Genomic DNA, 18,098 nt, shown 5'->3' with positions numbered 1-18,098 from the left:
CTCGCGCACCTCCGTACAGGATCAAGGGGTTCGGCCGAAAGGCAGCCTACGCAGTTCGGTGATGCGCAGCAGCCTGGCCAGGGTCAGGAAGCCCACGGCCATGGCGAGGGCTCCGGCGCCGAGGGCGGCGACCGTGCCCGTCGTGCCGGCGCCCAGCGCGTCGGTGCAGGAGCGGGCGGCGGTCCAGGCGGCGGCCGCGGCGAGCGCGGCGGCGAGGGTCAGCTTCCCGTAGCTGCGCGCGAGGCGGCGCCCGTCGAGCCGTCCGTCGAGGCGGCGCCGCAGCCGCCGCGCGGTGAGCAGCAGCCCGATGCCGTACGACACCGCGTAGGCGGCGGCCATCGCGGTGACGGCCCAGCGCGTGGGCAGCAGCCAGTGGCAGGCGCAGACCAGAGCGATGTTCACGGCGCCGATCCAGACGGCGGTGACGAACGGGGTGCGGGTGTCCTCGAAGGCGTAGAACCCGCGCAGCATCAGGTACTGCGCGGAGAACGGGATGAGGCCGAGCCCGAACGCCTGGAGCATGTGCCCGATGGGCCCGGGGGCGGCCTGGCCGTGTCCGAAGAGCAGGGTGGCGATCTGCGGCCCGAGGGCCAGGAACAGGAACCCGGCGGGCACGATCACGGCGCCGGTGGCGCGCAGGGCGCGGGACAGGTCGGCGCGGACGTCGTCGACGCGGCCCTCGACGGCGGCGGCGCTCATCCGGGGCAGCAGGGCCGTGACCAGGGAGACGGTGACGATGGACTGCGGCAGCAGCCAGATCGTCTGGGCGTACGTGTAGGCGGTGTAGCCGACGCCGTCGTTCGGGAGGGCGGTGTCGGCGGCGTTGGCGAAGTGGGTGACGACGGCGAGGGAGACCTGGTTGGCGAGGACGAGGAGGAGCGTCCAGCGGGCGGCCTGGATGCTGCGGCCGAGCCCGGTGCCCTTCCAGTCGAAGCGGGGCCGCAGCCGGAAGCCGGCCGCGCGGGCGAAGGGGATGAGGGCGAGAGCCTGGACGGCGATGCCGAGGGTGGTGCCGATGCCGAGCAGGCGGACGTGCGACGCGGTCACGTCGTCGATGTCGCGCGACACCGTCATCATCCCGAGGTAGGCGGCGAACATGCCGATGAGGACGATGTTGTTGAGGATCGGCGTCCACATCATGGCGCCGAACCTGCCGCGCGCGTTGAGGACCTGTCCGAACATCGCGAAGAGCCCGTAGAAGAAGATCTGCGGCAGCAGGAGCGGGCGAAGACGACGGTGAGCTCGAAGGCCTCGTGCTGGTGGGGTGTGTCGTTCATGTAGATGCCGACGATCTGCGGCGCCGCCCACACGGCGAGGGCCGTGCCGAGGCCGAGGACGCAGACGACGAGGGTGACGAGGCGCTGTTCGTAGGCGCGGCCGCCGTCGGCGTGTTCGGCGCGGGCGCGCACCAGTTGGGGCACGAGGACCGAGTTCAGGGCGCCGCCGATGAGCAGGGTGTACAGGCTCGTGGGGACGGTGTTCGCGGTGTTGTACGTGCTCGCGTACAGGCCCGTGCCGAGAGCGGCGGCCTGGAGGACCTGGCGGATGATGCCGGTGGCGCGCGAGACGATCGTGCCGGCCGCCATGAGGAGCGAGGACCGGGCGAGCGAAGGCTGCTTCGTCGTGGTGGGCGGGGCCGCTATTCGGGCGGTCTCGGTCAACGGGTGCGCTCCGTCCGTGCGTTCAGGAAGTCGACGACCGGCGGTGTCGCCGCGTCGGCGCACTCCTCGAAGTAGGCGTGGCGGCCGCCGGGGACGATCAGGAGGCGCGCGCCGGGGATGCGGTCGGCGATCAGCGGGGCGTTCGCCGTGGGGTTGAAGTCGTCGTCGGAGCCGTGCACGACGAGGGTGGGGGCGGTGATGCGGGGCAGCGCGTCCCACGCGTCGTGGCGGGCGCTGGCGCGCAGATGGCGGCGGCGGGCGTGCGCGGGCATCGCCGGATCGCCGAGCGTCGTGAACGGGCCGGGGTGCGCGGCGATGTACGCCGGGGTGTACATGAGGTCGAGCAGGGCGGCGCGGGCGGCGGTCTGATCGGGGTCCGCGAGGGCCTTGCGGACGGCGGGGCCGCGCTCGATGCCGTGCGGCGCGCCCGGTGACGTACAGCCGAGGACAAGGCGGTCGACGCGGGGCGCGTGGTCGGCGGCGAGCCACTGGGCGACGCGGCCGCCCATCGACGTGCCGTAGACGTGGGCGCGGTCGATGCCCGCGTGGTCGAGGACGGCGACGACGTCGCGGGCGAAGTGCGGGGTGCTGTACGTGTCGGTGTCGGGGGCGTCGCTCTCGCCGGTGCCGCGCCAGTCCATGACGACGGTGGTGAAGGCCGCCTCGAAGCGGTCGCGGACCGGCTCCCACCAGCGGTGGCTGTTGGACTGGCCGGCGAGCAGCACCAAGGGGGCGCCGCTGCCGCGGACTTCGTAGTGGAGCGCGGCACCGTCGGCCGCCTGCGCGTGGGACATGGTCGGGCATTCTCCCTCATCGCCCCTCGTTCACGATCACCGATCTGCCGCGAAGGGGCGGGAAGGGCGCAGGATGGGGGGCCGACCGCCCGTCCCCGCCCAGGAGGCGCCCATGCACCGCCGCACCGACCACGCCCGCCTCTCCACCGCCCTCGCACTGATCGACGACCGCCGGCTGCGCGGACTCGTCGACGGCGCCGGGACCGGCGGCGCGGGGGTGGGCGGCCGCTCCGGGGTCGTCGAGGTCGACGGCACACCGGTGTTCGTGAAGCGGGTGCCCCTGACGGACCGGGAACTGAGACCGGACCACATACGGTCCACGGCGAACCTCTTCGGGCTTCCGGACTTCTACCAGTACGGCATCGGGTCGGCCGGGTTCGGGGCGTGGCGGGAGCTCGCGCTGCACGTGATGACGACGAACTGGGTGCTTTCGGGCGCGTACGACGGCTTTCCGCTGACGTATCACTGGCGGGTGCTTCCCGACACGCCGCCCGACGGGTGCATGGACCTGTTCGGCGGCATCGACGGGGCCGTCGCCCACTGGGAGGACTCCCCGGCCGTGCGCCGCCGTCTGGAGGAGCTGGCGGCGGCGCGGCACAGCGTCGTGCTGTTCCTGGAGCACGTCCCGGACACGGTCGCCCACTGGCTCTGGACGCGGGGTGACGACGTTTCGGCGTACCGCTGGGTGCTGCGGGAGGTGGCGCGCGGCACCGCCTTCCTTCGGGAGCAGGGCGTGGTGCACTTCGACGCGCACTTGCGCAATCTGCTGACCGACGGTGAGCGGATCCTGTTCACGGACTTCGGTCTCGCCCTCAGCTCCCGCTTCCAACTGGCCCCCGGAGAGCGTGAGTTCCTCGCTCGCCACCTGTCGTCGTACGACTTCCTCACGGCGCTGCGCCATCTGCGGCGCCACCATCTGCCACCGGAGGACCCCCAGGCGGTGACGCGACTGCTCGCGCCGCACGCGCCTGCCCTTGAGGTCTTCGACGACTTCGCGGACCGGCTGCTGAACGACAGCAAGCGGACGCTCTATCCGGACGAGGAGCTCGCCAAGAACCTGCCCTGACCCCATCTAAAGGAACCAGGGTTTCATTACGCGCTCGACCTTGCTAGAGTTGCGGCACGCACTAACGGGACTCACGGCCCATTAGTGCGCTCGACGCTTCAACTCGCTTCTGACGCAAGGGGATCGACATGGAGTACCGACAGTTGGGGACGTCCGGCCTGAAGGTCCCCGCGCTGAGCTTCGGCGCCGGCACCTTCGGCGGGCGCGGCCCCCTCTTCTCCGCCTGGGGCACGTCCGGCGTCGACGAGGCGCGGCGGATGGTGGACCTGAGCCTGGACCACGGGGTGACCCTGTTCGACACGGCCGACGTCTACTCGGACGGCGCCTCGGAGGAAGTGCTCGGCGCGGCGCTCAAGGGCCGCCGCGACCAGGTCCTCATCTCCACGAAGGCGGCGCTGCCCACGGGCGAGGGACCGTACGACGCCGGAGTCTCCCGCTCCCGCCTGATCCGGTCCGTCGAGGCCGCGCTGCGTCGCCTCGGCACCGACTGCATCGACCTCTTCCAGCTGCACGCCTACGACGCCTCCGTCCCGGTGGAGGAGGTCCTCGCGACCCTCGACGACCTGGTCAGGGCGGGCAAGATCCGCTACACCGGCGTCTCCAACTATGCGGGCTGGCAGCTGATGAAGGGACTCGCCGCCGCGGAGAAGCACGGGCGGCCGCGGTTCGCGGCGCACCAGGTCTACTACTCGCTCGTCGGCCGCGACTACGAGTGGGAGCTGATGCCGCTCGCGAAGGAGGAGGGCGTCGGCGCGGTGGTGTGGAGTCCGCTCGGCTGGGGCCGGCTCACGGGGAAGATCCGCCGCGGGCAGCCGCTGCCCGCCAACAGCAGGCTGCACCGGACCGCGCAGTTCGGGCCGCCGATCGAGGACGAGCACCTGTACCGGGTGGTCGACGCGCTGGACGAGATCGCGAAGGAGACGGAGCGGACGATCCCGCAGATCGCCCTCAACTGGCTGCTGCGCAGGCCGACGGTGGCCACGGTGCTGATCGGCGCGCGCGACGAGGAGCAGCTGAAGCAGAACCTCGGCGCCGTCGGCTGGGAGCTCACGCCGGAGCAGGTCGCGAGGCTGGACGCCGCGAGCGAGGTCATGGCGCCCTACCCCTACTACCCGTACCGGATCCAGGACGGGTTCCGGCAGCTGAACCCGCCGCTCGTCTGAACGACCCGCTCGCCCGAACGACACGTCACCCAGGGGTGTCAACCCGAGGTTGACACCCCTGGACTGTCAACCTAGGGTTGCCTCATGACGCATTCAGTCGACCCCACCCCGTCCAAGACCGTGCGCCTCGACGATCTGATCGAGGCCATCAAGAAGACCCACACCGACGCGCTCGACCAGCTCCAGGACGCGGTCATCGCGGCTGACCACCTCGGTGACGTCGCCGACCACCTGATCGGCCACTTCGTCGACCAGGCCCGCCGATCCGGCGCCTCGTGGACCGACATCGGCAAGAGCATGGGCGTCACCCGGCAGGCGGCGCAGAAGCGGTTCGTGCCCAAGGGCTCCGAGAACGACCTCGACCCGAGCCAGGGCTTCAACCGGTACACGAAGCGCGCCAGGAACGTGGTCGTGGCCGCGCAGAACGAGGCCCACGCCGCGAAGAACACCACGATCGGCACCGCCCACCTGGTCCTCGGGCTCGTGCACGAGCGCGACGGCCTGGGCGCGCGGGCGATCCTCGCGCAGGACGTCCTGCTGGACACCGTGCGCCAGGAGGCGGCCGCCCGGCTCCCCGCGGCCGCCGAGGAGACCCCGGCCCTGGTGCCGTTCGACGCGGACGCCAAGAAGGCCCTGGAGCTGACGTTCCGGGAGGCGCTGCGCCTCGGGCACAACTACGTCGGCACCGAGCACATCCTGCTCGCGCTCCTGGAGCACGAGAACGGGTCGGGGCTGCTCTCCGGCCTGGGCATCGACAAGGACCGGGCCGAGGAGCACATCGGCGCGGCGCTCGCGGAGATCGTCGCGGCCCAGGAGGGCTGAACTCGCCCCCTGCACCGGCGGGTTCGGGGTGGGCGCGGCGGAACCGGCCCGTGACGGCCGGCCGGCCGCCGCGCACACCCTCTCCCTGGTCCGCCCGAAGGCGGCGGAACCGTGTCACCACCGGTGGGCGGCCATAGGCGCAGGTGGGAGACTGCTGCCATGACTGACCGCTCTGGAACCCCCGCCCGGCCGGACGACCTCGTCGACATCGACGAGCTGATCGACGCCTATTACACGAGGGAGCCCGACGTCACGCGCCCCGAGCAGCGTGTCGTCTTCGGTACGAGTGGCCATCGCGGCTCCAGCCTCGACGGCGCCTTCAACGAGAGGCACATCGCCGCGATCACTCAGGCCATCGTCGAGCACCGCACGGCCGAGGGCATCACGGGCCCCCTCTTCATCGGCCCCGACTCGCACGCCCTGTCGAAGCCCGCGCTGAGGACGGCGCTCGCCGTCCTGACGGCGCACGGGGTGCGGGTGATGGCCGACGCGAACGACGACTTCGTGCCGACGCCCGCCCTCAGCCACGCGATCCTGCGCCACAACCGGGACGAGCCCGCCGACCGCGCCGACGGCATCGTGATCACGCCGAGCCACAACCCGCCGCGCGACGGCGGCTTCAAGTACAACCCGCCGCACGGCGGCCCCGCGGACTCGACGACGACGTCATGGATCGCGCAGCGCGCCAACGAGCTTCTGGAAGACCCGGGTTGGTCCGCGCGCACGGCGGACGAGGCCGCCTGGGAGCCGTACGACTTCCGGGAGCGCTACGTCGAGGACCTCAAGAACATCATCGACGTGGACGCGATCCGCGCGGCCGGCGTGCGGATCGGCGCCGACCCGCTCGGCGGCGCCAGCGTGCACTACTGGGCGCGGATCGCCGAGATGTACGGGCTCGACCTGACGGTGGTGAACCCGGAGACCGACCCGACCTGGCGCTTCATGACGCTCGACTGGGACGGGAAGATCCGGATGGACCCGTCGTCGGCGCCCGCGATGGCGTCGGTCCTCGCGCGCCGCCACGACTACGACCTGCTGACCGGCAACGACGCCGACGCCGACCGGCACGGCATCGTCACCCCGGACGCGGGCCTGATGAACCCGAACCACTACCTGGCCGTCGCCATCCACTACCTGTTCTCGCACCGCCCCCAGTGGTCGGCGTCGGCCGCGATCGGCAAGACGCTCGTCTCCAGCGCCGTCATCGACCGGATCGCCGCCTCCCTCGGCCGCGAACTCGTCGAGGTCCCCGTCGGGTTCAAGTGGTTCGTGCCCGGCCTGGTCGACGGCTCGGTGGCGTTCGGCGGCGAGGAGAGCGCCGGGGCGAGCTTCGTCCGCAAGGACGGCAGCGTGTGGACGACCGACAAGGACGGCATCCTGCTCGCGCTGCTCGCCGCCGAGATCACCGCCGTCACGGGGCGGACGCCGTCGGTGTACTACGCCGAACTCGCCGCGGAACACGGGGCGTCGGGCGCCGCGTACGCCCGTATCGACGCCAAGGCGACCAAGGAGCAGAAGGCACGCCTGGCCAAGCTCACCGGGGACGCGATCACCGCGGACACCCTCGCGGGCGAGCCGATCACGGCACGGTTGTCGGAGGCTCCGGGCAACGGCGCCGCGATCGGCGGCCTGAAGGTGACGACCGAGAACGCGTGGTTCGCGGCACGGCCCAGCGGTACGGAAGACGTGTACAAGATCTACGCCGAGTCGTTCCGCGGAGCCGAGCATCTCGCGCAGGTGCAGAGCGAGGCGCAGGCGATCGTGGACGCGGCGCTCAGCTGACGGCCGCGGCGCGGGCCGTCTCCGGGAGACCGGGGACGGCCGCGACACCGTCCAGCACGTAGGTGTGCGGGTGGAGTTCGAGCTGCTCACGGGAGAGCTGTCCGGTGAGCACGCCGACGACGACACCCGCGCCCGCGTTCGTCCCCGCCTCCAGGTCGACGACCGTGTCCCCCGCGACGAGCACCGTGCGCACGTCCACGACGCCGGTCTTCTCCATCGCGCGGTGGATCATGTACGGGGCCGGCCGGCCCCGCGGCACCTCGTCCGAGGTCACGACCGCGTCGAGGTTGCCGCCCTCGCCGGTGGACCAGCCGAGCGAGGCGAGCAGCGGCAGTGCCACGTCGTCGCTGAACCCGGTGGTCAGGGCGACCTTGATGCCGCGGGCGCGCAGCTCCTCAAGTGCCGTGTCGGCGTGGGCTATCGGCGTCGGCGGGACCTCCGCGTACCGCTTGACGAGGTAGGCGCGGAACGCCTCGTACTGTCGCTCCACCAGCTCCGCGTCGGGCGTCCCGCCGCCGATGCGGACGAGCGCGGCGATGGCCTCGCGCTTGTCGGTGCCCATCCAGGTCTGGAGGTCGGCGTCGGCGACCGCGACCCCGGTCGACTCGACGGCGTGGCGCAGCGCTTCGTAGACGGCTCCGTGTTCCTCGATGGTGGTGCCTGCCATGTCGAAGACGGCGAGTTCGATCACTGGTTTTCCTCAACTGTGGTGCGGGCGGCCGGGGTTGTGCGGTCGCGGCCCGCGACGGTGCGGCCCCCGACGGTGTTCTCGATGGTGAAGGTCGCCATGGCCGGCAGATAGCGGTCGTCGGCGTACTCGACGGGGGTGCCGTCGCCGGTGAACGCCAACCGGCGTACGCGCAGCAGCGGTTGGCCGGGGTCGATGCCGAGCAGACGGGCGTCGTCCGGGTCGGCGGCGATGGCGTCGATGGTGTGGCGGGCGTGGTGCAGGTCCACGCCGCGCGTGGTGAGGGCCTCGTAGACGGAGCCCTCGTCGGGGTCGAAGGCGAACAGGTGCGACCCCGCGTCCAGCACGAACGTGGAGCGTTCGATCATGGCGGGCACGCCGTCCAGGTGGCGCAGCCTGACGAGGTCGACGACCGGCGCGCCCTCGTCGAGGCCGAGTCGCCCGGCGGTCTCCGGCGTCGCGCGGCGCCGGGCGACCTCGACGGTGTGCTGGCCCGGGGTGCGCCCGATGGAGCGCGCCCACTGGGTGAAGGACATGAGCGAGGCGAACGGCTGCGACGGCGTGACGCGCCGGGCGACCGGCGGTCTGCCCCGCCCGCCGGCCAGGTGGCCCTCCGCGCGCAACTGCGCGAGGGCCTGGCGGACCGGCCCGCGCGAGGTGCCGAACTCCTCGCACAGCTGCGCCTCGCTCGGCACGGGTCTGCCCTCGGGCCACTCCCCCGTCTCGATGCGGCGCCGGAACTCAGCTCCGAGCCGCTTATGCAGCGGCCCCTCCTCACTTGTCTTCACAAGTTGAGTCTGGCACCCGGACAACAGAGCAGGCAAGGGCGCTGCACAGATGCTCCTGGGAAGAGCTGGTAAACATCCGGGAAACTTGTATAGACAGCTCTTGCCGTGGTCGACCGGGACTCCGCAGGCTGGGCGGCATGAGCATCGGTACAGCACCTTCCGTCCCTGTCGGGCCGCCGCGCGGCCGCAGCGACGTCGTCGTCGTCGGCGCCGGCATCGTCGGACTCGCGCACGCCTTCGAGGCAGTGCGGCGCGGCCTGAGCGTCACCGTGGTCGAGCGGGACCGGCGTCCGGTGGGCGCGTCCGTGCGCAACTTCGGGCACTGCTGCATCACGGCACAGCGCGGCGACCTGCTCGGCCTCGCCACCGCCTCACGCAGCGGCTGGGTGGACGCGGCCGCGCGGGCCGGGTTCTGGGCCCCGGAGGCGGGCGCCCTGGTCGTGGCCCGGTCGGCGACGGAGCTCGCGGTCCTGGAGGAGCTGCGCGACGAGCGCGGCGCGGACGCGGTACGGCTGCGCACGCGCGACGAGGTGGGCGACGCACTCGGGCGCCCGGCGGACGAGCGCGACGACCTGGTGGGCGGCGCGCACCTCCCGGCCGATCTGCGGGTGAACCCGCGGGAGGCGGCACCGCGCCTTGCCGCATGGCTGGCGGAACAGCCCGGCGTCGACGTCCGGTGGGGCACCCATGTCGTCGGCGTCGAGTCCGGCACGGTGCACACCGCCCGCGGCCCGGTCCACGGCGACCGGATCCTGGTCTGCGTGGGCCACGATCTGGACCGCCTCTACCCGGTGGAGGCGGAGGCGCACGGCGTCGAACGCTGCCGTCTGTCCATGGCGCGCGTCGAGGCGCCGACCGCCTTCCGGACCGACGCGGCGGTCCTGACCGCGACGTCCATGCTGCGCTACGACGGCTTCACGGCGATGCCGTCCGCGGCGCCACTGCGGGCCGAAGTTGCCGCGCACAGCCGGGAGTTGCTCGATGTCGTCGCCAACGTGATGTTCACGCGGCTGCCCGACGGCACGGTCCTGGTCGGCGACTCGCACGCGTACGACGCGACCGAGATCCCGTTCCAGGACGAGGCGACGACGGAGCTGCTGCTGCGCGAGGCGGCCCGGGTGCTCGGGGTGGCGCGGGTGCGGGTGACCGAGCGCTGGCAGGGCGTGTACGCGAGCAGCGCGCGCGGGCCCCTGCTCGTCCGGGATGTGGCGCCGGGGGTGCGGGCGCTGTCGGTGACGTCGGGGATCGGGATGACGCTGTCGTTCGGTCTCGCGGCGGCGACGTTCGACGGGGCGCTGCGGGCGACGGCCTGAACGACCGAGGCCGACCTGCACACTTCGGCAGGCGCCGAACCGATGGCTGCCTACGCTCACGGCCATGAACACCGCGACTCCCCTGCCCCATCGCTCCGTCCAGCCCAGCGTCCTGTACTTCGGCACGCCCGTCGTGCTCCTGTCGACGGAGAACCCCGACGGCACGTTCAACCTGGCCCCGATGTCGTCGGCGTGGGCCCTGGGGCACACGGTCGTCCTGGGGCTCGGCGCCGACGGGCGCACCGCCCGCAATCTGGCGGCCCGGCCCGACCTGGTGATCAACCTGCCGGGGCCCGGCCTTTGGCAGGCGGTCGAGCGGCTCGCACCACTGACCGGGTGCGACCCCGTTCCGCCGACGAAGGCGCCGGGCTGCCGCTACGAGCCCGACAAGTTCGGCGCGGCGGGCCTGACGCCGCAACCGTCCATGGTGGTGCGGCCGCCGCGGGTCGCCGAGTGCCCCCTGCAACTGGAGGCCCGGGCCGTCGACGTGCGGCGGGACGCGGGCGACGGCTTCGTCGTCGTGGAGGCCGCCGTGCGCGAGGTGCACGCGAGCGCCGACATCGTCGTGCCCGGCACCGACCACATCGACCCGGTGGCGTGGAGCCCGCTCGTCTACAACTTCCGCCACTACTTCGGGCTCGGGCCCGAACTCGGCCACACCTACCGCAGCGCGACGGCGGGCGCGGCGCGGGCCGGCTGACGACAGCGTGGCTGCCGAAAAAAGAGGGTGGCCACACGCCGCGTCCCCCGTCTAAGATCTTCGGCAGCATCGCGTGCCGGTCACCGACCGGGTGAGGCATGGAGGTGCCGGAGTTGCCTTCTGGAGGCAATCCATCGTGGCTGTTCAGCTCAATCACACCATCGTTCACGCCCGGAACAACCGGGAATCCGCCGAGTTCCTCGCGCACATCCTGGGACTCGAAGTCGGCGCCGAATGGGGCCCGTTCGTCGCTCTACCCCTCAGCAACGACGTGACCTTGGACTTCGCGACCATCCCCGCCGAGTCGATCGTCATGCAGCACTACGCCTTCCTCGTCACCGAGGAGGAGTTCGACGGGATCTTCGCCCGCATCAAGGACGCCGGACTCACGTACTACGCCGATCCGCACGGCAAGCAGCCGGGCGAGATCAACCACAACGACGGCGGTCGCGGGGTGTACTTCATGGACCCGTCGAACCACGGCATGGAAGTGATCACGCGCCCGTACGGGAGCGGCGGGAACTGAGCCGCACGGCTTGAGGGGTGCTTCAGGACGGATCCTGGAGCACCCCGAACACGTTCCCGTCGGCGTCCTTCAGCTTGGCGATCTCCCGGCCGGCGCCCACTTCCGTGACGCCCTGCACGACCTCGGCGCCCGCGGCGACGAGCGCGTCGACGGTGGCGCGGATGTCGTCGACGTGCCAGAACCCGACCGGGGCCGTCATCCCGCTCTTGTGCCCGTTGGGGTCGAGCCCCACGTGCTGCCCCGCGACGTCGAAGCCGACGTAGTACGCCTCGTCGACGCTCGGCTGCACGCCGAGCAGTGCGGCGTAGAGGGCCTTGGCCGCGGCGAGGTCGCCGACGGGCGTGATGACGGTCTTCTGGCCTGAGGTCATGCGTGCTCCCGTTCGCTTCCCGTACGTGCTGCTCCCGCAGCCTCAGCCGAAGTCCGTGACATGCAGGACGCAGTACACCGTCCCGACGACGAGTGCCGCCGATGACAGCACCGCCAGGACCAGGGCCGTGCGCCGAGCCGGTCGGCAGACCGGCTCCGCGTCCTCCTGCCGGACGGCCGCCGTGCACGGAAGGACCGCGAGACCATAGGTCACCAGGCCGGCCATACCGAGCGTGAAGCCGAGTCCGAGCCACGTCACACCCGCGGACATAAAGGACATGTCACCGATTCTGGGCCCAGTGCCGCGATCCCGCCACATGCGGCCCCCGAGCACCGCCGGTACAACGGAATCATGAGCAACGGAACCTGGGGCATGCCCGTCGACAAGGGCCGCGTCAGCGCCAAGTACCGCCTGCCCGGGAGCTGGGCGGCCGGTTTCCACACCGGCGTCGACTTCGCCGTCCACCTCGACTCGCTCGACGTGAAGAGCGGCCAGTCCGTCACCGGCGGGCAGAAGCTCGGACTGTCCGGCGCCACGGGCAACGTGACGGGCCCTCATCTGCACTTCGAGGCGCGTACCCGCAACGAGCACGACGGGCACACCGATCCACTGGCCCGTCTCGCCGACCACGGCGTCGCGAAGGCGGCCGGCAAGAAGCCGGCCGCGCCGCGCACGACGTCGTCCGGTACGGGCTGCACGGTCCGCGCCGGGGACGCGCTCTCGGCCATCGCGCGCTCGAAGCTCGGCAGCGCGGCCCGCTACGGCGAGATCGCCAAGCTCAACGGGATCGCGGATCCGAACCTGATCCGGGTCGGTCAGCGTCTCAAGCTGCCCGCGAAGTAGCGCTCCCGCGAAGGGAGTTCACGCTCAGGCCGGCGCGTCCGGGCCGTCCAGCCCCGGGACCGGTGCGCCGGAGGGGAACCCCGCCGCGACATAGGCGTCGTAGAGGGCCTTCCAGCGCACGCTCGCCCCGGTGTGCGACGGGCCCGGGTCCTCACCGCGGTCGGCGGCGTCCAGGGCTGCGAGGCAGACCTCCCACCCCGCTGCGTTCCGTGCCGCCGTGTCGTGGGTGACCAGGACGTTGGTGAGGGTGAGGTGGGTGCCGCCGTCGCCGCGCTCCTCCAGGTCGTAGTGGAGCTCGTCGCCGCCCCAGCTGAAGGAGAAGTGGCGTGGCGCCTCGGCCGCGAGGACCAGGCCGGTGGACTCGGGCTGGTCCGGGTCACCGAAGAAGCGGATCGGCGCGCCGGGCGCCAGTTCCTTCGCCTCGAAGGCGGACGGGAACCAGCGCGCGAGGTCCGCGGGGTCGGTCACGTACTGCCAGACGCGGTCGATCGGCCGGTCGTAGGTGCGGGTGAAGCGGACGGCGGGGATGCCGTCGTCCAGTGTGAGGTAGGAGCCGGTGGTCGTGGTCGTCATGCCTGCGCCTTCCTTCGTCCCAAGAGCGTGCCGGGGAGCCGCGCGGGGGCGTCTCTCCCCTTCGAGCCTCTCACCGGCCACCGACAGTCGCCTGCGGCACGGTGGTGAGGACGGCGTTTCGCGGGCACGCTCGTAGATGTCACGCGCGCCGGAAGGAGACTCCCGTGGACGGCAACGCCTCGTACGGCAAGAAGGGCTTCAAACGCTCCCGCAGTCACTTCGCCGACCGGATCACGGCGGACGGCAGGGACGGCTGGCCGGTGGAGGCCGGGCGGTACCGCCTCGTGGTGAGCTACGCGTGCCCGTGGGCCAGCCGCGCCCTGGTGGTGCGGCGGCTGCTCGGCCTGGAGGACGCGCTCTCGCTCGCCGTCGCCGACCCGATCCAGGACGACCGCAGCTGGCGCTTCACGCTCGACCCCGACGGCCGCGACCCGGTGCTCGGCATCCGCTACCTCAGCGAGGCGTACGACGCCCGCGAGAAGGACTATCCGGGCGGCGTCAGCGTCCCCGCGATCGTCGACGTACCGTCCGGGCGGCTCGTGACCAACGACTACCAGCAGCTGACGCTCGACCTGGAGACCGAGTGGACGGCGCTGCACCGGGACGGCGCGCCCGACTTGTACCCCGAGCCGCTGCGCGACGAGATCGACGAGGTCATGGAGGGCGTGTACCGGGACGTGAACAACGGGGTGTACCGGGCCGGGTTCGCGACCGGGCAGAGCGAGTACGAGGACGCGTACCGGGATGTGTTCGCGCGGCTCGACGCGGTCTCCGAGCGGCTCGCGGGGCAGCGCTTCCTCGTCGGGGACACGATCACCGAGGCGGACGTGCGGCTGTTCACGACGCTGGTGCGGTTCGACGCCGTCTACCACGGCCACTTCAAGTGCAACCGCAACAAGCTCGCCGAGGACCCGGTCCTGTGGGCGTACGCCCGCGACCTGTTCCAGACGCCGGGTTTCGGCGACACCGTCGACTTCGACCACATCAAGCGGCACTACTACCAGGTGCACACCGGCATCAATCCGACCGGCATCGTGCCGCTCGGGCCCGACCCGGCGGGCTGGCTGACGCCGCACGGCCGTGAGGCGCTCGGCGGGCGGCCGTTCGGTGACGGGACACCGCCGGCCGCTGGATAGGGTCGGGGCGTACGTCCCGCCCGGTCACGGAGTCGCCATGTCCCGCCCGCACGTGTTGCTGTCCGCCGCCGTCTCGCTCGACGGGTGCCTCGACGACACCGGACCGGAGCGTCTGCTGCTGTCCGGCGCGGAGGACTTCGACCGGGTCGACGCGGTGCGCGCGGCGAGCGACGCGATCCTCGTCGGGGCCGGGACACTCCGTGCGGACCGGCCGCGTCTGCTGGTCAACTCGGCGGAGCGGCGCGCCAAGCGGGTCGAGGACGGCCGCCCCGCGTACCCGCTGAAGGTGGCCGTCAGCGCCTCCGGCGACCTCGACCCGGGCGACCCGTTCTGGACGACGGGCGGGGCGCGGCTGCTCTACACCACCGACGACGGCGCGGCGCTCGCCCGCGCCCGGGTGGGCGGCGCCGCCGACGTCGTGGCGCTGGGCGCGACGGTGGACTGGGCGGCGCTGCTCGACGACCTCGGCGCCCGCGGTGTGCGGCGTCTGCTCGTGGAGGGCGGGGCGCGGGTGCACACGCAGCTGCTGCAACTGGGACTCGCGGACGAACTGCGGCTCGCCGTCGCCCCGTTGGTGGTCGGCGAGCCGGACGCGCCGCGCCTGTTCGGGCCCGGCGCGTATCCGGGCGGGCCGCGCAGCCGGATGCGGGTCCTGGACGCCGAGCGGGTCGGCGACGTGATCGTGACCCGGTACGCGCCGACGGTCCCCGGCACGACGGAGGCGGCCACGGCGGCGGACCGGCACTGGTTGCGGCTCGCGTGCGATCTGGCCGCGGACTGCCCGCCCTCGGAGACGGCGTTCAGCGTCGGCGCGGTGATCGTCGCCGCCGACGGCACGGAACTCGCGCGCGGGCACTCGCGGGAGGGCGGTGACCCGGTGGTGCACGCCGAGGAGGCGGCCCTTGCAAAGCTCCCGGCGGACGACGCGCGGCTCGCGACGGCCACGGTCTACAGCAGCCTGGAACCGTGCGCCCACCGCGCCTCGCGGCCCCGGCCCTGCGCGCGGCTGATCGTCGACGCGGGGGTGCGCCGGGTCGTGACGGCCTGGCGGGAGCCGGACACGTTCGTGCCGGGGGCCGACGGGATCGGGGTGCTCGGCGCGGCGGGGGTCGTGGTCGCGGAGGTCCCGGAACTCGCGGAGGCGGCTGTGCGCCCCAACCGGCACTTGGTTCCCACCCTTCCCAGCTCTACACATAAGGAATAAATAAGAGCAGAATGGAAGTGCGCGGCCTCGCCGTCCGCAAGGCGGCCCCGCCACGCGGACCCGGTCGGACTCAGCGAGCCGAGGAGTCGATTTCCATGGCCGACCTTTCGCACCACAGGGCTGACATCACAGGTCACCCCGATGTATCCGAAATGCGGGACCGGTACGCACGCGTGATCGGTGACCGCGACGTGGCGCTCGTGGACGGGCCGGTGTTCCTGCTCGGCCTCTACTGCGCCTTCTCCCCCTGGGTGGTGCACTTCACCGCGAGCCAGCCCGCGCTGACCACCCACAACCTCATCATGGGCATCGCGATCGCGGTCCTGGGTCTGGGCTTCACCGTCGCACCGGCGCGCATGGCCGGTCTGAGCTGGGCGATGTGCGCCATGGGCGTGTGGATGATCGTCGCTCCGTGGGTCGTGGGCTCGAGCCCCGACACGGGCGTGATCCTCAACAACGTCATCGTCGGCGGACTCACGCTCGCGCTCGGTCTCATGTGTTCGGGTGTCGCGGCGCGCAGCGGCAGGCCGGCCGAGATGTAGGAGCGGGCAGAGAGGCAGGATCGCAGTCGCGCGGCGGCGGCCCGGAGACCGTGCTCCCGGGCCGTCGCCGCTGCGCGCTCCCGCGCTGCACGACCACGACGGCCGCCAGCCCGAGCGCGAGTCCGAGCGCGGTGCGCACGCCGAAGGGCTCGCCGAACATGAGCGCTCCCCACACCGCCGTCACCGGCGCCATCAGGAACATCAGGGTGTTGACCTGGGCGAGTCCGCGCCGCCGCAGCACGATCCAGTACAGGCCGTAGCCGCCGAAGGTCGACAGGCCCACCAGCCAGGCGACCGCGAGCCAGAACGACGGCGCTGCGGGCGGGGCCGCCTCACCGGCGAGGACGGCGAGACCGGTGAAGACGACGGCGCTCGTCGCGCAGTGCACGGTCAGCGCGGTCAGCGGGGCGACGGGCGTGGGCGAGCGGCTCTCGACGAAGGTGGCGGCGACCAGCGACAGCATGCCGAGGAACGGGACGAGGTACGCCCATGCGGCCACGCCCGTCACGGCGGCCGCGTCGGCGCTGGTGACGACGGCGACCCCGGTCACCCCCAGGCACAGGCCGAGCCACTGCCGGGCGGTGACGTACTGCCGCAGCAGCGGTCCCGCGAGGGCGCCGGCGACGAGCGGCTGGGTGCCGTCGATCAGAGCGGTGGTGCCGCTGGAGACGCCGAGCTGGATCGCGTAGTAGACGGTCAGCAGGTAGCCGCTCTGCGACAGGGTTCCGACGACGATCTGCCGGCCGAGCGCGCGCGCCGTCAGGCCGCGCAGGGCGCGGCGTCCGGCCACCGCGACGAGCACGGCCGCGAGCGGCAGGAACCGCCACATCAGGATGGTCACGGCGCTGGCCTCGCCGGCGCCGAGCTTGGCGCCGATGAATCCGGAACTCCAGGTCAGGATGAAGCCGAGGGACAGAAGGACGTTCATGGCGTGACACCGCCTCCGAACGCGCGGAAACCGCGCGGGTATACAGATCGGTCTACATGACTCGACTATACAGATCGGTCTACTGTGGAGTCATGCGTACGACACCCAAGCCCCCGGCACCGGCCTCGACCCCGGCGCCGGCCCTGGTCGATCCGGAGCGCCCCGATCTCACCCCCGCGGCGCGGCGCGTCCTCGACACCGCGTCGCGACTGTTCTACGAGCGCGGCATCCACGCGGTGGGGGTGGATCTCATCGCGTCCGAGGCAGGCGTCACGAAGAAGACGCTGTACGACCGGTTCGGCTCGAAGGAGCAGATCGTGGTCGACTATCTGGCCACCCGCGACGCCCGCTGGCGCGCCTACCTCGCCGCGCACCACGATCCCGGCGAACTCTCCCCCACCGAACGGGTGCTGGCGGTGTTCGACGCGTCCGAGGAGTGGATGCGGCAGAACTCCGGCAAGGGATGCAGCATGGTCAACGCGCACGCCGAGATCAGCGATCGGGCACACCCCGCGTACGCGGTGATCGCGGGTCAGAAGCAGTGGATGCTGGAGCTGTTCACCGGGCTCGCCCGGGACGTGTCGCCGGACGCGGCACGGGAGTTGGGGCGTTCCCTGATGCTGCTGCACGAGGGCGCGCTGGTCTCGGACGGCCTGGATGTGTTCCCGGACGCGTTCGGCCGGGCGCGCCGGCTGGCCGCGTTCCTCCTGTCCGCGGCGCGGGAGGTCCGATGACGTGGGACGCGGACGCGCCGGGTGTGCTGCGGCTGCCGTCGGGACGGCTCGTGCGGGGCCGCGGACTGCGCCGGCCGCTGCCGCCCGGGCCGCTCCCCTCGTACGGCGTCTATCTCCTCGGCTCTCAACCACCGCCGACGGAGTGGGAGTTCACCTGGCTGCGCTGGCCGGACTTCCGGCTGCCCGCCGACGCGGAGCGGGCCCGCGCCGTGCTCCAGGACGCCTGGCGGCGGTGCGCCGACGAGCGCGTGGAGCTGGCGTGCGGCGGCGGGAAAGGCAGGACAGGGACGGCGCTCGCGTGCCTCGCGGTCCTCGACGGCGTCCCGGCCGGTGAGGCCGTCGCGTACGTGCGCGCCCACTACGACCGGCGCGCCGTGGAGACGCCGTGGCAGAAGCGGTACGTGCGCCGCTTCGCACAGCCCACGGCCGGATAAATGAGTTGCGCCCGGCCATGACCTGCTGCGC

19 protein-coding genes and 3 pseudogenes are annotated in these 18,098 nt (G+C 72.3%); 14 read left to right on the top strand and 8 right to left on the bottom strand.

From position 1 onward, the window contains the following. Nucleotides 1-21: 21 nt before the first annotated feature. Nucleotides 22-1,661: pseudogene (gene murJ / locus AB0L37_RS12020) on the bottom strand (murein biosynthesis integral membrane protein MurJ). After that, on the bottom strand, nucleotides 1,658-2,455 hold the full coding sequence (locus AB0L37_RS12015; protein ID WP_365503244.1) for an alpha/beta fold hydrolase: 798 nt from the start codon (nucleotides 2,453-2,455) through the stop codon (nucleotides 1,658-1,660). Before AB0L37_RS12015 ends, murJ begins: the two are co-directional and overlap by 4 nt. Nucleotides 2,456-2,567: 112 nt before the next feature. Between AB0L37_RS12015 and AB0L37_RS12010 the strand changes: the two genes are divergently transcribed. The 4 genes from AB0L37_RS12010 (at nucleotide 2,568) to pgm (ending at nucleotide 7,288) form a co-directional block, all read left to right on the top strand. Then, on the top strand, nucleotides 2,568-3,521 hold the full coding sequence (locus AB0L37_RS12010; RefSeq protein WP_365503241.1) for a hypothetical protein: 954 nt from the start codon (nucleotides 2,568-2,570) through the stop codon (nucleotides 3,519-3,521). A 128-nt stretch (nucleotides 3,522-3,649) separates the two neighbouring features. Next, nucleotides 3,650-4,684: an aldo/keto reductase gene (locus AB0L37_RS12005; protein WP_365503238.1), complete on the top strand. Its 1,035-nt coding sequence runs from the start codon at nucleotides 3,650-3,652 to the stop codon at nucleotides 4,682-4,684. An 84-nt stretch (nucleotides 4,685-4,768) separates the two neighbouring features. Beyond that, complete coding sequence (locus AB0L37_RS12000) at nucleotides 4,769-5,506, top strand: Clp protease N-terminal domain-containing protein (RefSeq protein WP_365503235.1); 738 nt, start codon at nucleotides 4,769-4,771, stop codon at nucleotides 5,504-5,506. Between the two features lie 159 nt (nucleotides 5,507-5,665). After that, nucleotides 5,666-7,288 carry a phosphoglucomutase (alpha-D-glucose-1,6-bisphosphate-dependent) gene (pgm, locus tag AB0L37_RS11995; protein ID WP_365503232.1) on the top strand — a complete coding sequence of 541 codons (1,623 nt, stop codon included), beginning with the start codon at nucleotides 5,666-5,668 and terminating at the stop codon, nucleotides 7,286-7,288. Here pgm and AB0L37_RS11990 read toward each other — a convergent pair. Together AB0L37_RS11990 and AB0L37_RS11985 are read right to left on the bottom strand one after the other, a co-directional pair. Then, a complete protein-coding gene (locus tag AB0L37_RS11990; RefSeq protein ID WP_365503229.1) occupies nucleotides 7,281-7,979 on the bottom strand; it encodes a phosphonatase-like hydrolase in 699 nt (232 codons plus the stop codon). The genes pgm and AB0L37_RS11990 overlap by 8 nt on opposite strands. Beyond that, a complete protein-coding gene (locus AB0L37_RS11985; protein WP_365503226.1) occupies nucleotides 7,976-8,764 on the bottom strand; it encodes a GntR family transcriptional regulator in 789 nt (262 codons plus the stop codon). The genes AB0L37_RS11990 and AB0L37_RS11985 overlap by 4 nt, the downstream gene beginning before the upstream one ends. A gap of 137 nt (nucleotides 8,765-8,901) precedes the next feature. Between AB0L37_RS11985 and AB0L37_RS11980 the strand changes: the two genes are divergently transcribed. From AB0L37_RS11980 to AB0L37_RS11970, 3 genes are all read left to right on the top strand, one after another. Next, nucleotides 8,902-10,077 carry a TIGR03364 family FAD-dependent oxidoreductase gene (locus tag AB0L37_RS11980; protein ID WP_365503223.1) on the top strand — a complete coding sequence of 392 codons (1,176 nt, stop codon included), beginning with the start codon at nucleotides 8,902-8,904 and terminating at the stop codon, nucleotides 10,075-10,077. Nucleotides 10,078-10,141: 64 nt separating this feature from the next. Then, a complete protein-coding gene (locus AB0L37_RS11975) occupies nucleotides 10,142-10,777 on the top strand; it encodes a flavin reductase family protein (protein ID WP_365503220.1) in 636 nt (211 codons plus the stop codon). Between the two features lie 136 nt (nucleotides 10,778-10,913). Further along, nucleotides 10,914-11,303, top strand: coding sequence for a VOC family protein (locus tag AB0L37_RS11970; RefSeq protein WP_365503217.1), 390 nt, complete (start codon nucleotides 10,914-10,916; stop codon nucleotides 11,301-11,303). 22 nt (nucleotides 11,304-11,325) lie between these two features. Here the strand turns inward: AB0L37_RS11970 and AB0L37_RS11965 are convergent, their stop codons facing one another. Further along, entirely contained in the window at nucleotides 11,326-11,673 is a 348-nt protein-coding gene (locus AB0L37_RS11965; protein ID WP_365503214.1) for a VOC family protein, read from the bottom strand. Between the two features lie 42 nt (nucleotides 11,674-11,715). Continuing rightward, the gene (locus AB0L37_RS11960; RefSeq protein WP_365503211.1) at nucleotides 11,716-11,952 is read right to left on the bottom strand and encodes a hypothetical protein; all 237 of its coding nucleotides are present in this window, start codon (nucleotides 11,950-11,952) and stop codon (nucleotides 11,716-11,718) included. Nucleotides 11,953-12,090: 138 nt separating this feature from the next. Between AB0L37_RS11960 and AB0L37_RS11955 the strand changes: the two are divergent. Beyond that, nucleotides 12,091-12,312 (top strand): annotated as a pseudogene (locus AB0L37_RS11955) (M23 family metallopeptidase); the annotation flags it as partial. A gap of 69 nt (nucleotides 12,313-12,381) precedes the next feature. Further along, nucleotides 12,382-12,516: pseudogene (locus AB0L37_RS11950) on the top strand (LysM domain-containing protein); the annotation flags it as partial. 24 nt (nucleotides 12,517-12,540) lie between these two features. Here the strand turns inward: AB0L37_RS11950 and AB0L37_RS11945 are convergent. Further along, nucleotides 12,541-13,089: an SRPBCC family protein gene (locus tag AB0L37_RS11945; protein ID WP_365503208.1), complete on the bottom strand. Its 549-nt coding sequence runs from the start codon at nucleotides 13,087-13,089 to the stop codon at nucleotides 12,541-12,543. Between the two features lie 164 nt (nucleotides 13,090-13,253). On the opposite strand from AB0L37_RS11945, the gene AB0L37_RS11940 reads away from it, so the two are divergent. The 3 genes from AB0L37_RS11940 (at nucleotide 13,254) to AB0L37_RS11930 (ending at nucleotide 15,971) form a co-directional block, all read left to right on the top strand. Further along, a complete protein-coding gene (locus tag AB0L37_RS11940) occupies nucleotides 13,254-14,225 on the top strand; it encodes a glutathione S-transferase C-terminal domain-containing protein (protein WP_365503205.1) in 972 nt (323 codons plus the stop codon). Nucleotides 14,226-14,262: 37 nt separating this feature from the next. Then, nucleotides 14,263-15,429: a dihydrofolate reductase family protein gene (locus AB0L37_RS11935; protein WP_365503202.1), complete on the top strand. Its 1,167-nt coding sequence runs from the start codon at nucleotides 14,263-14,265 to the stop codon at nucleotides 15,427-15,429. Between the two features lie 95 nt (nucleotides 15,430-15,524). Continuing rightward, nucleotides 15,525-15,971 (top strand): SPW repeat protein, encoded by a 447-nt coding sequence (locus tag AB0L37_RS11930; protein WP_365503199.1) that lies wholly within the window; start codon nucleotides 15,525-15,527, stop codon nucleotides 15,969-15,971. On the opposite strand, the gene AB0L37_RS11925 is transcribed toward AB0L37_RS11930, so the two are convergent. Then, on the bottom strand, nucleotides 15,922-16,899 hold the full coding sequence (locus AB0L37_RS11925) for a DMT family transporter (protein WP_365503196.1): 978 nt from the start codon (nucleotides 16,897-16,899) through the stop codon (nucleotides 15,922-15,924). The genes AB0L37_RS11930 and AB0L37_RS11925 overlap by 50 nt on opposite strands. Nucleotides 16,900-16,991: 92 nt before the next feature. On the opposite strand from AB0L37_RS11925, the gene AB0L37_RS11920 reads away from it, so the two are divergent. After that, nucleotides 16,992-17,633 (top strand): TetR/AcrR family transcriptional regulator, encoded by a 642-nt coding sequence (locus AB0L37_RS11920; protein ID WP_365503193.1) that lies wholly within the window; start codon nucleotides 16,992-16,994, stop codon nucleotides 17,631-17,633. Next, nucleotides 17,630-18,067: a protein phosphatase gene (locus tag AB0L37_RS11915; protein ID WP_365503190.1), complete on the top strand. Its 438-nt coding sequence runs from the start codon at nucleotides 17,630-17,632 to the stop codon at nucleotides 18,065-18,067. The genes AB0L37_RS11920 and AB0L37_RS11915 overlap by 4 nt, the downstream gene beginning before the upstream one ends. The last annotated feature ends 31 nt before the right edge of the window (nucleotides 18,068-18,098 follow it).

This window comes from Streptomyces sp. NPDC052225 (assembly GCF_040679615.1).
In the GTDB taxonomy this organism is placed as follows: domain Bacteria; phylum Actinomycetota; class Actinomycetes; order Streptomycetales; family Streptomycetaceae; genus Streptomyces.
The sequence above is the reverse complement of the archived record's forward strand: the minus strand, read 5'-3'. Positions and strand labels throughout refer to the sequence as shown.

What these genes read in the sequence shown, in the direction of transcription:
- AB0L37_RS12010 (WP_365503241.1), top strand. Translation starts at nt 2,568, where the DNA reads ATGCACCGCCGCACCGACCACGCCCGCCTCTCCACCGCCCTCGCACTG.
- AB0L37_RS11930 (WP_365503199.1), top strand. Translation starts at nt 15,525, where the DNA reads ATGGCCGACCTTTCGCACCACAGGGCTGACATCACAGGTCACCCCGAT.
- AB0L37_RS12015 (WP_365503244.1), bottom strand. Translation starts at nt 2,455, where the DNA reads ATGTCCCACGCGCAGGCGGCCGACGGTGCCGCGCTCCACTACGAAGTC.
- AB0L37_RS11960 (WP_365503211.1), bottom strand. Translation starts at nt 11,952, where the DNA reads ATGTCCTTTATGTCCGCGGGTGTGACGTGGCTCGGACTCGGCTTCACG.
- AB0L37_RS11945 (WP_365503208.1), bottom strand. Translation starts at nt 13,089, where the DNA reads ATGACGACCACGACCACCGGCTCCTACCTCACACTGGACGACGGCATC.
- AB0L37_RS11915 (WP_365503190.1), top strand. Translation starts at nt 17,630, where the DNA reads ATGACGTGGGACGCGGACGCGCCGGGTGTGCTGCGGCTGCCGTCGGGA.
- pgm (WP_365503232.1), top strand. Translation starts at nt 5,666, where the DNA reads ATGACTGACCGCTCTGGAACCCCCGCCCGGCCGGACGACCTCGTCGAC.
- AB0L37_RS11920 (WP_365503193.1), top strand. Translation starts at nt 16,992, where the DNA reads ATGCGTACGACACCCAAGCCCCCGGCACCGGCCTCGACCCCGGCGCCG.
- AB0L37_RS12000 (WP_365503235.1), top strand. Translation starts at nt 4,769, where the DNA reads ATGACGCATTCAGTCGACCCCACCCCGTCCAAGACCGTGCGCCTCGAC.
- AB0L37_RS11965 (WP_365503214.1), bottom strand. Translation starts at nt 11,673, where the DNA reads ATGACCTCAGGCCAGAAGACCGTCATCACGCCCGTCGGCGACCTCGCC.
- AB0L37_RS12005 (WP_365503238.1), top strand. Translation starts at nt 3,650, where the DNA reads ATGGAGTACCGACAGTTGGGGACGTCCGGCCTGAAGGTCCCCGCGCTG.
- AB0L37_RS11925 (WP_365503196.1), bottom strand. Translation starts at nt 16,899, where the DNA reads ATGAACGTCCTTCTGTCCCTCGGCTTCATCCTGACCTGGAGTTCCGGA.
- AB0L37_RS11935 (WP_365503202.1), top strand. Translation starts at nt 14,263, where the DNA reads ATGTCCCGCCCGCACGTGTTGCTGTCCGCCGCCGTCTCGCTCGACGGG.
- AB0L37_RS11975 (WP_365503220.1), top strand. Translation starts at nt 10,142, where the DNA reads ATGAACACCGCGACTCCCCTGCCCCATCGCTCCGTCCAGCCCAGCGTC.
- AB0L37_RS11980 (WP_365503223.1), top strand. Translation starts at nt 8,902, where the DNA reads ATGAGCATCGGTACAGCACCTTCCGTCCCTGTCGGGCCGCCGCGCGGC.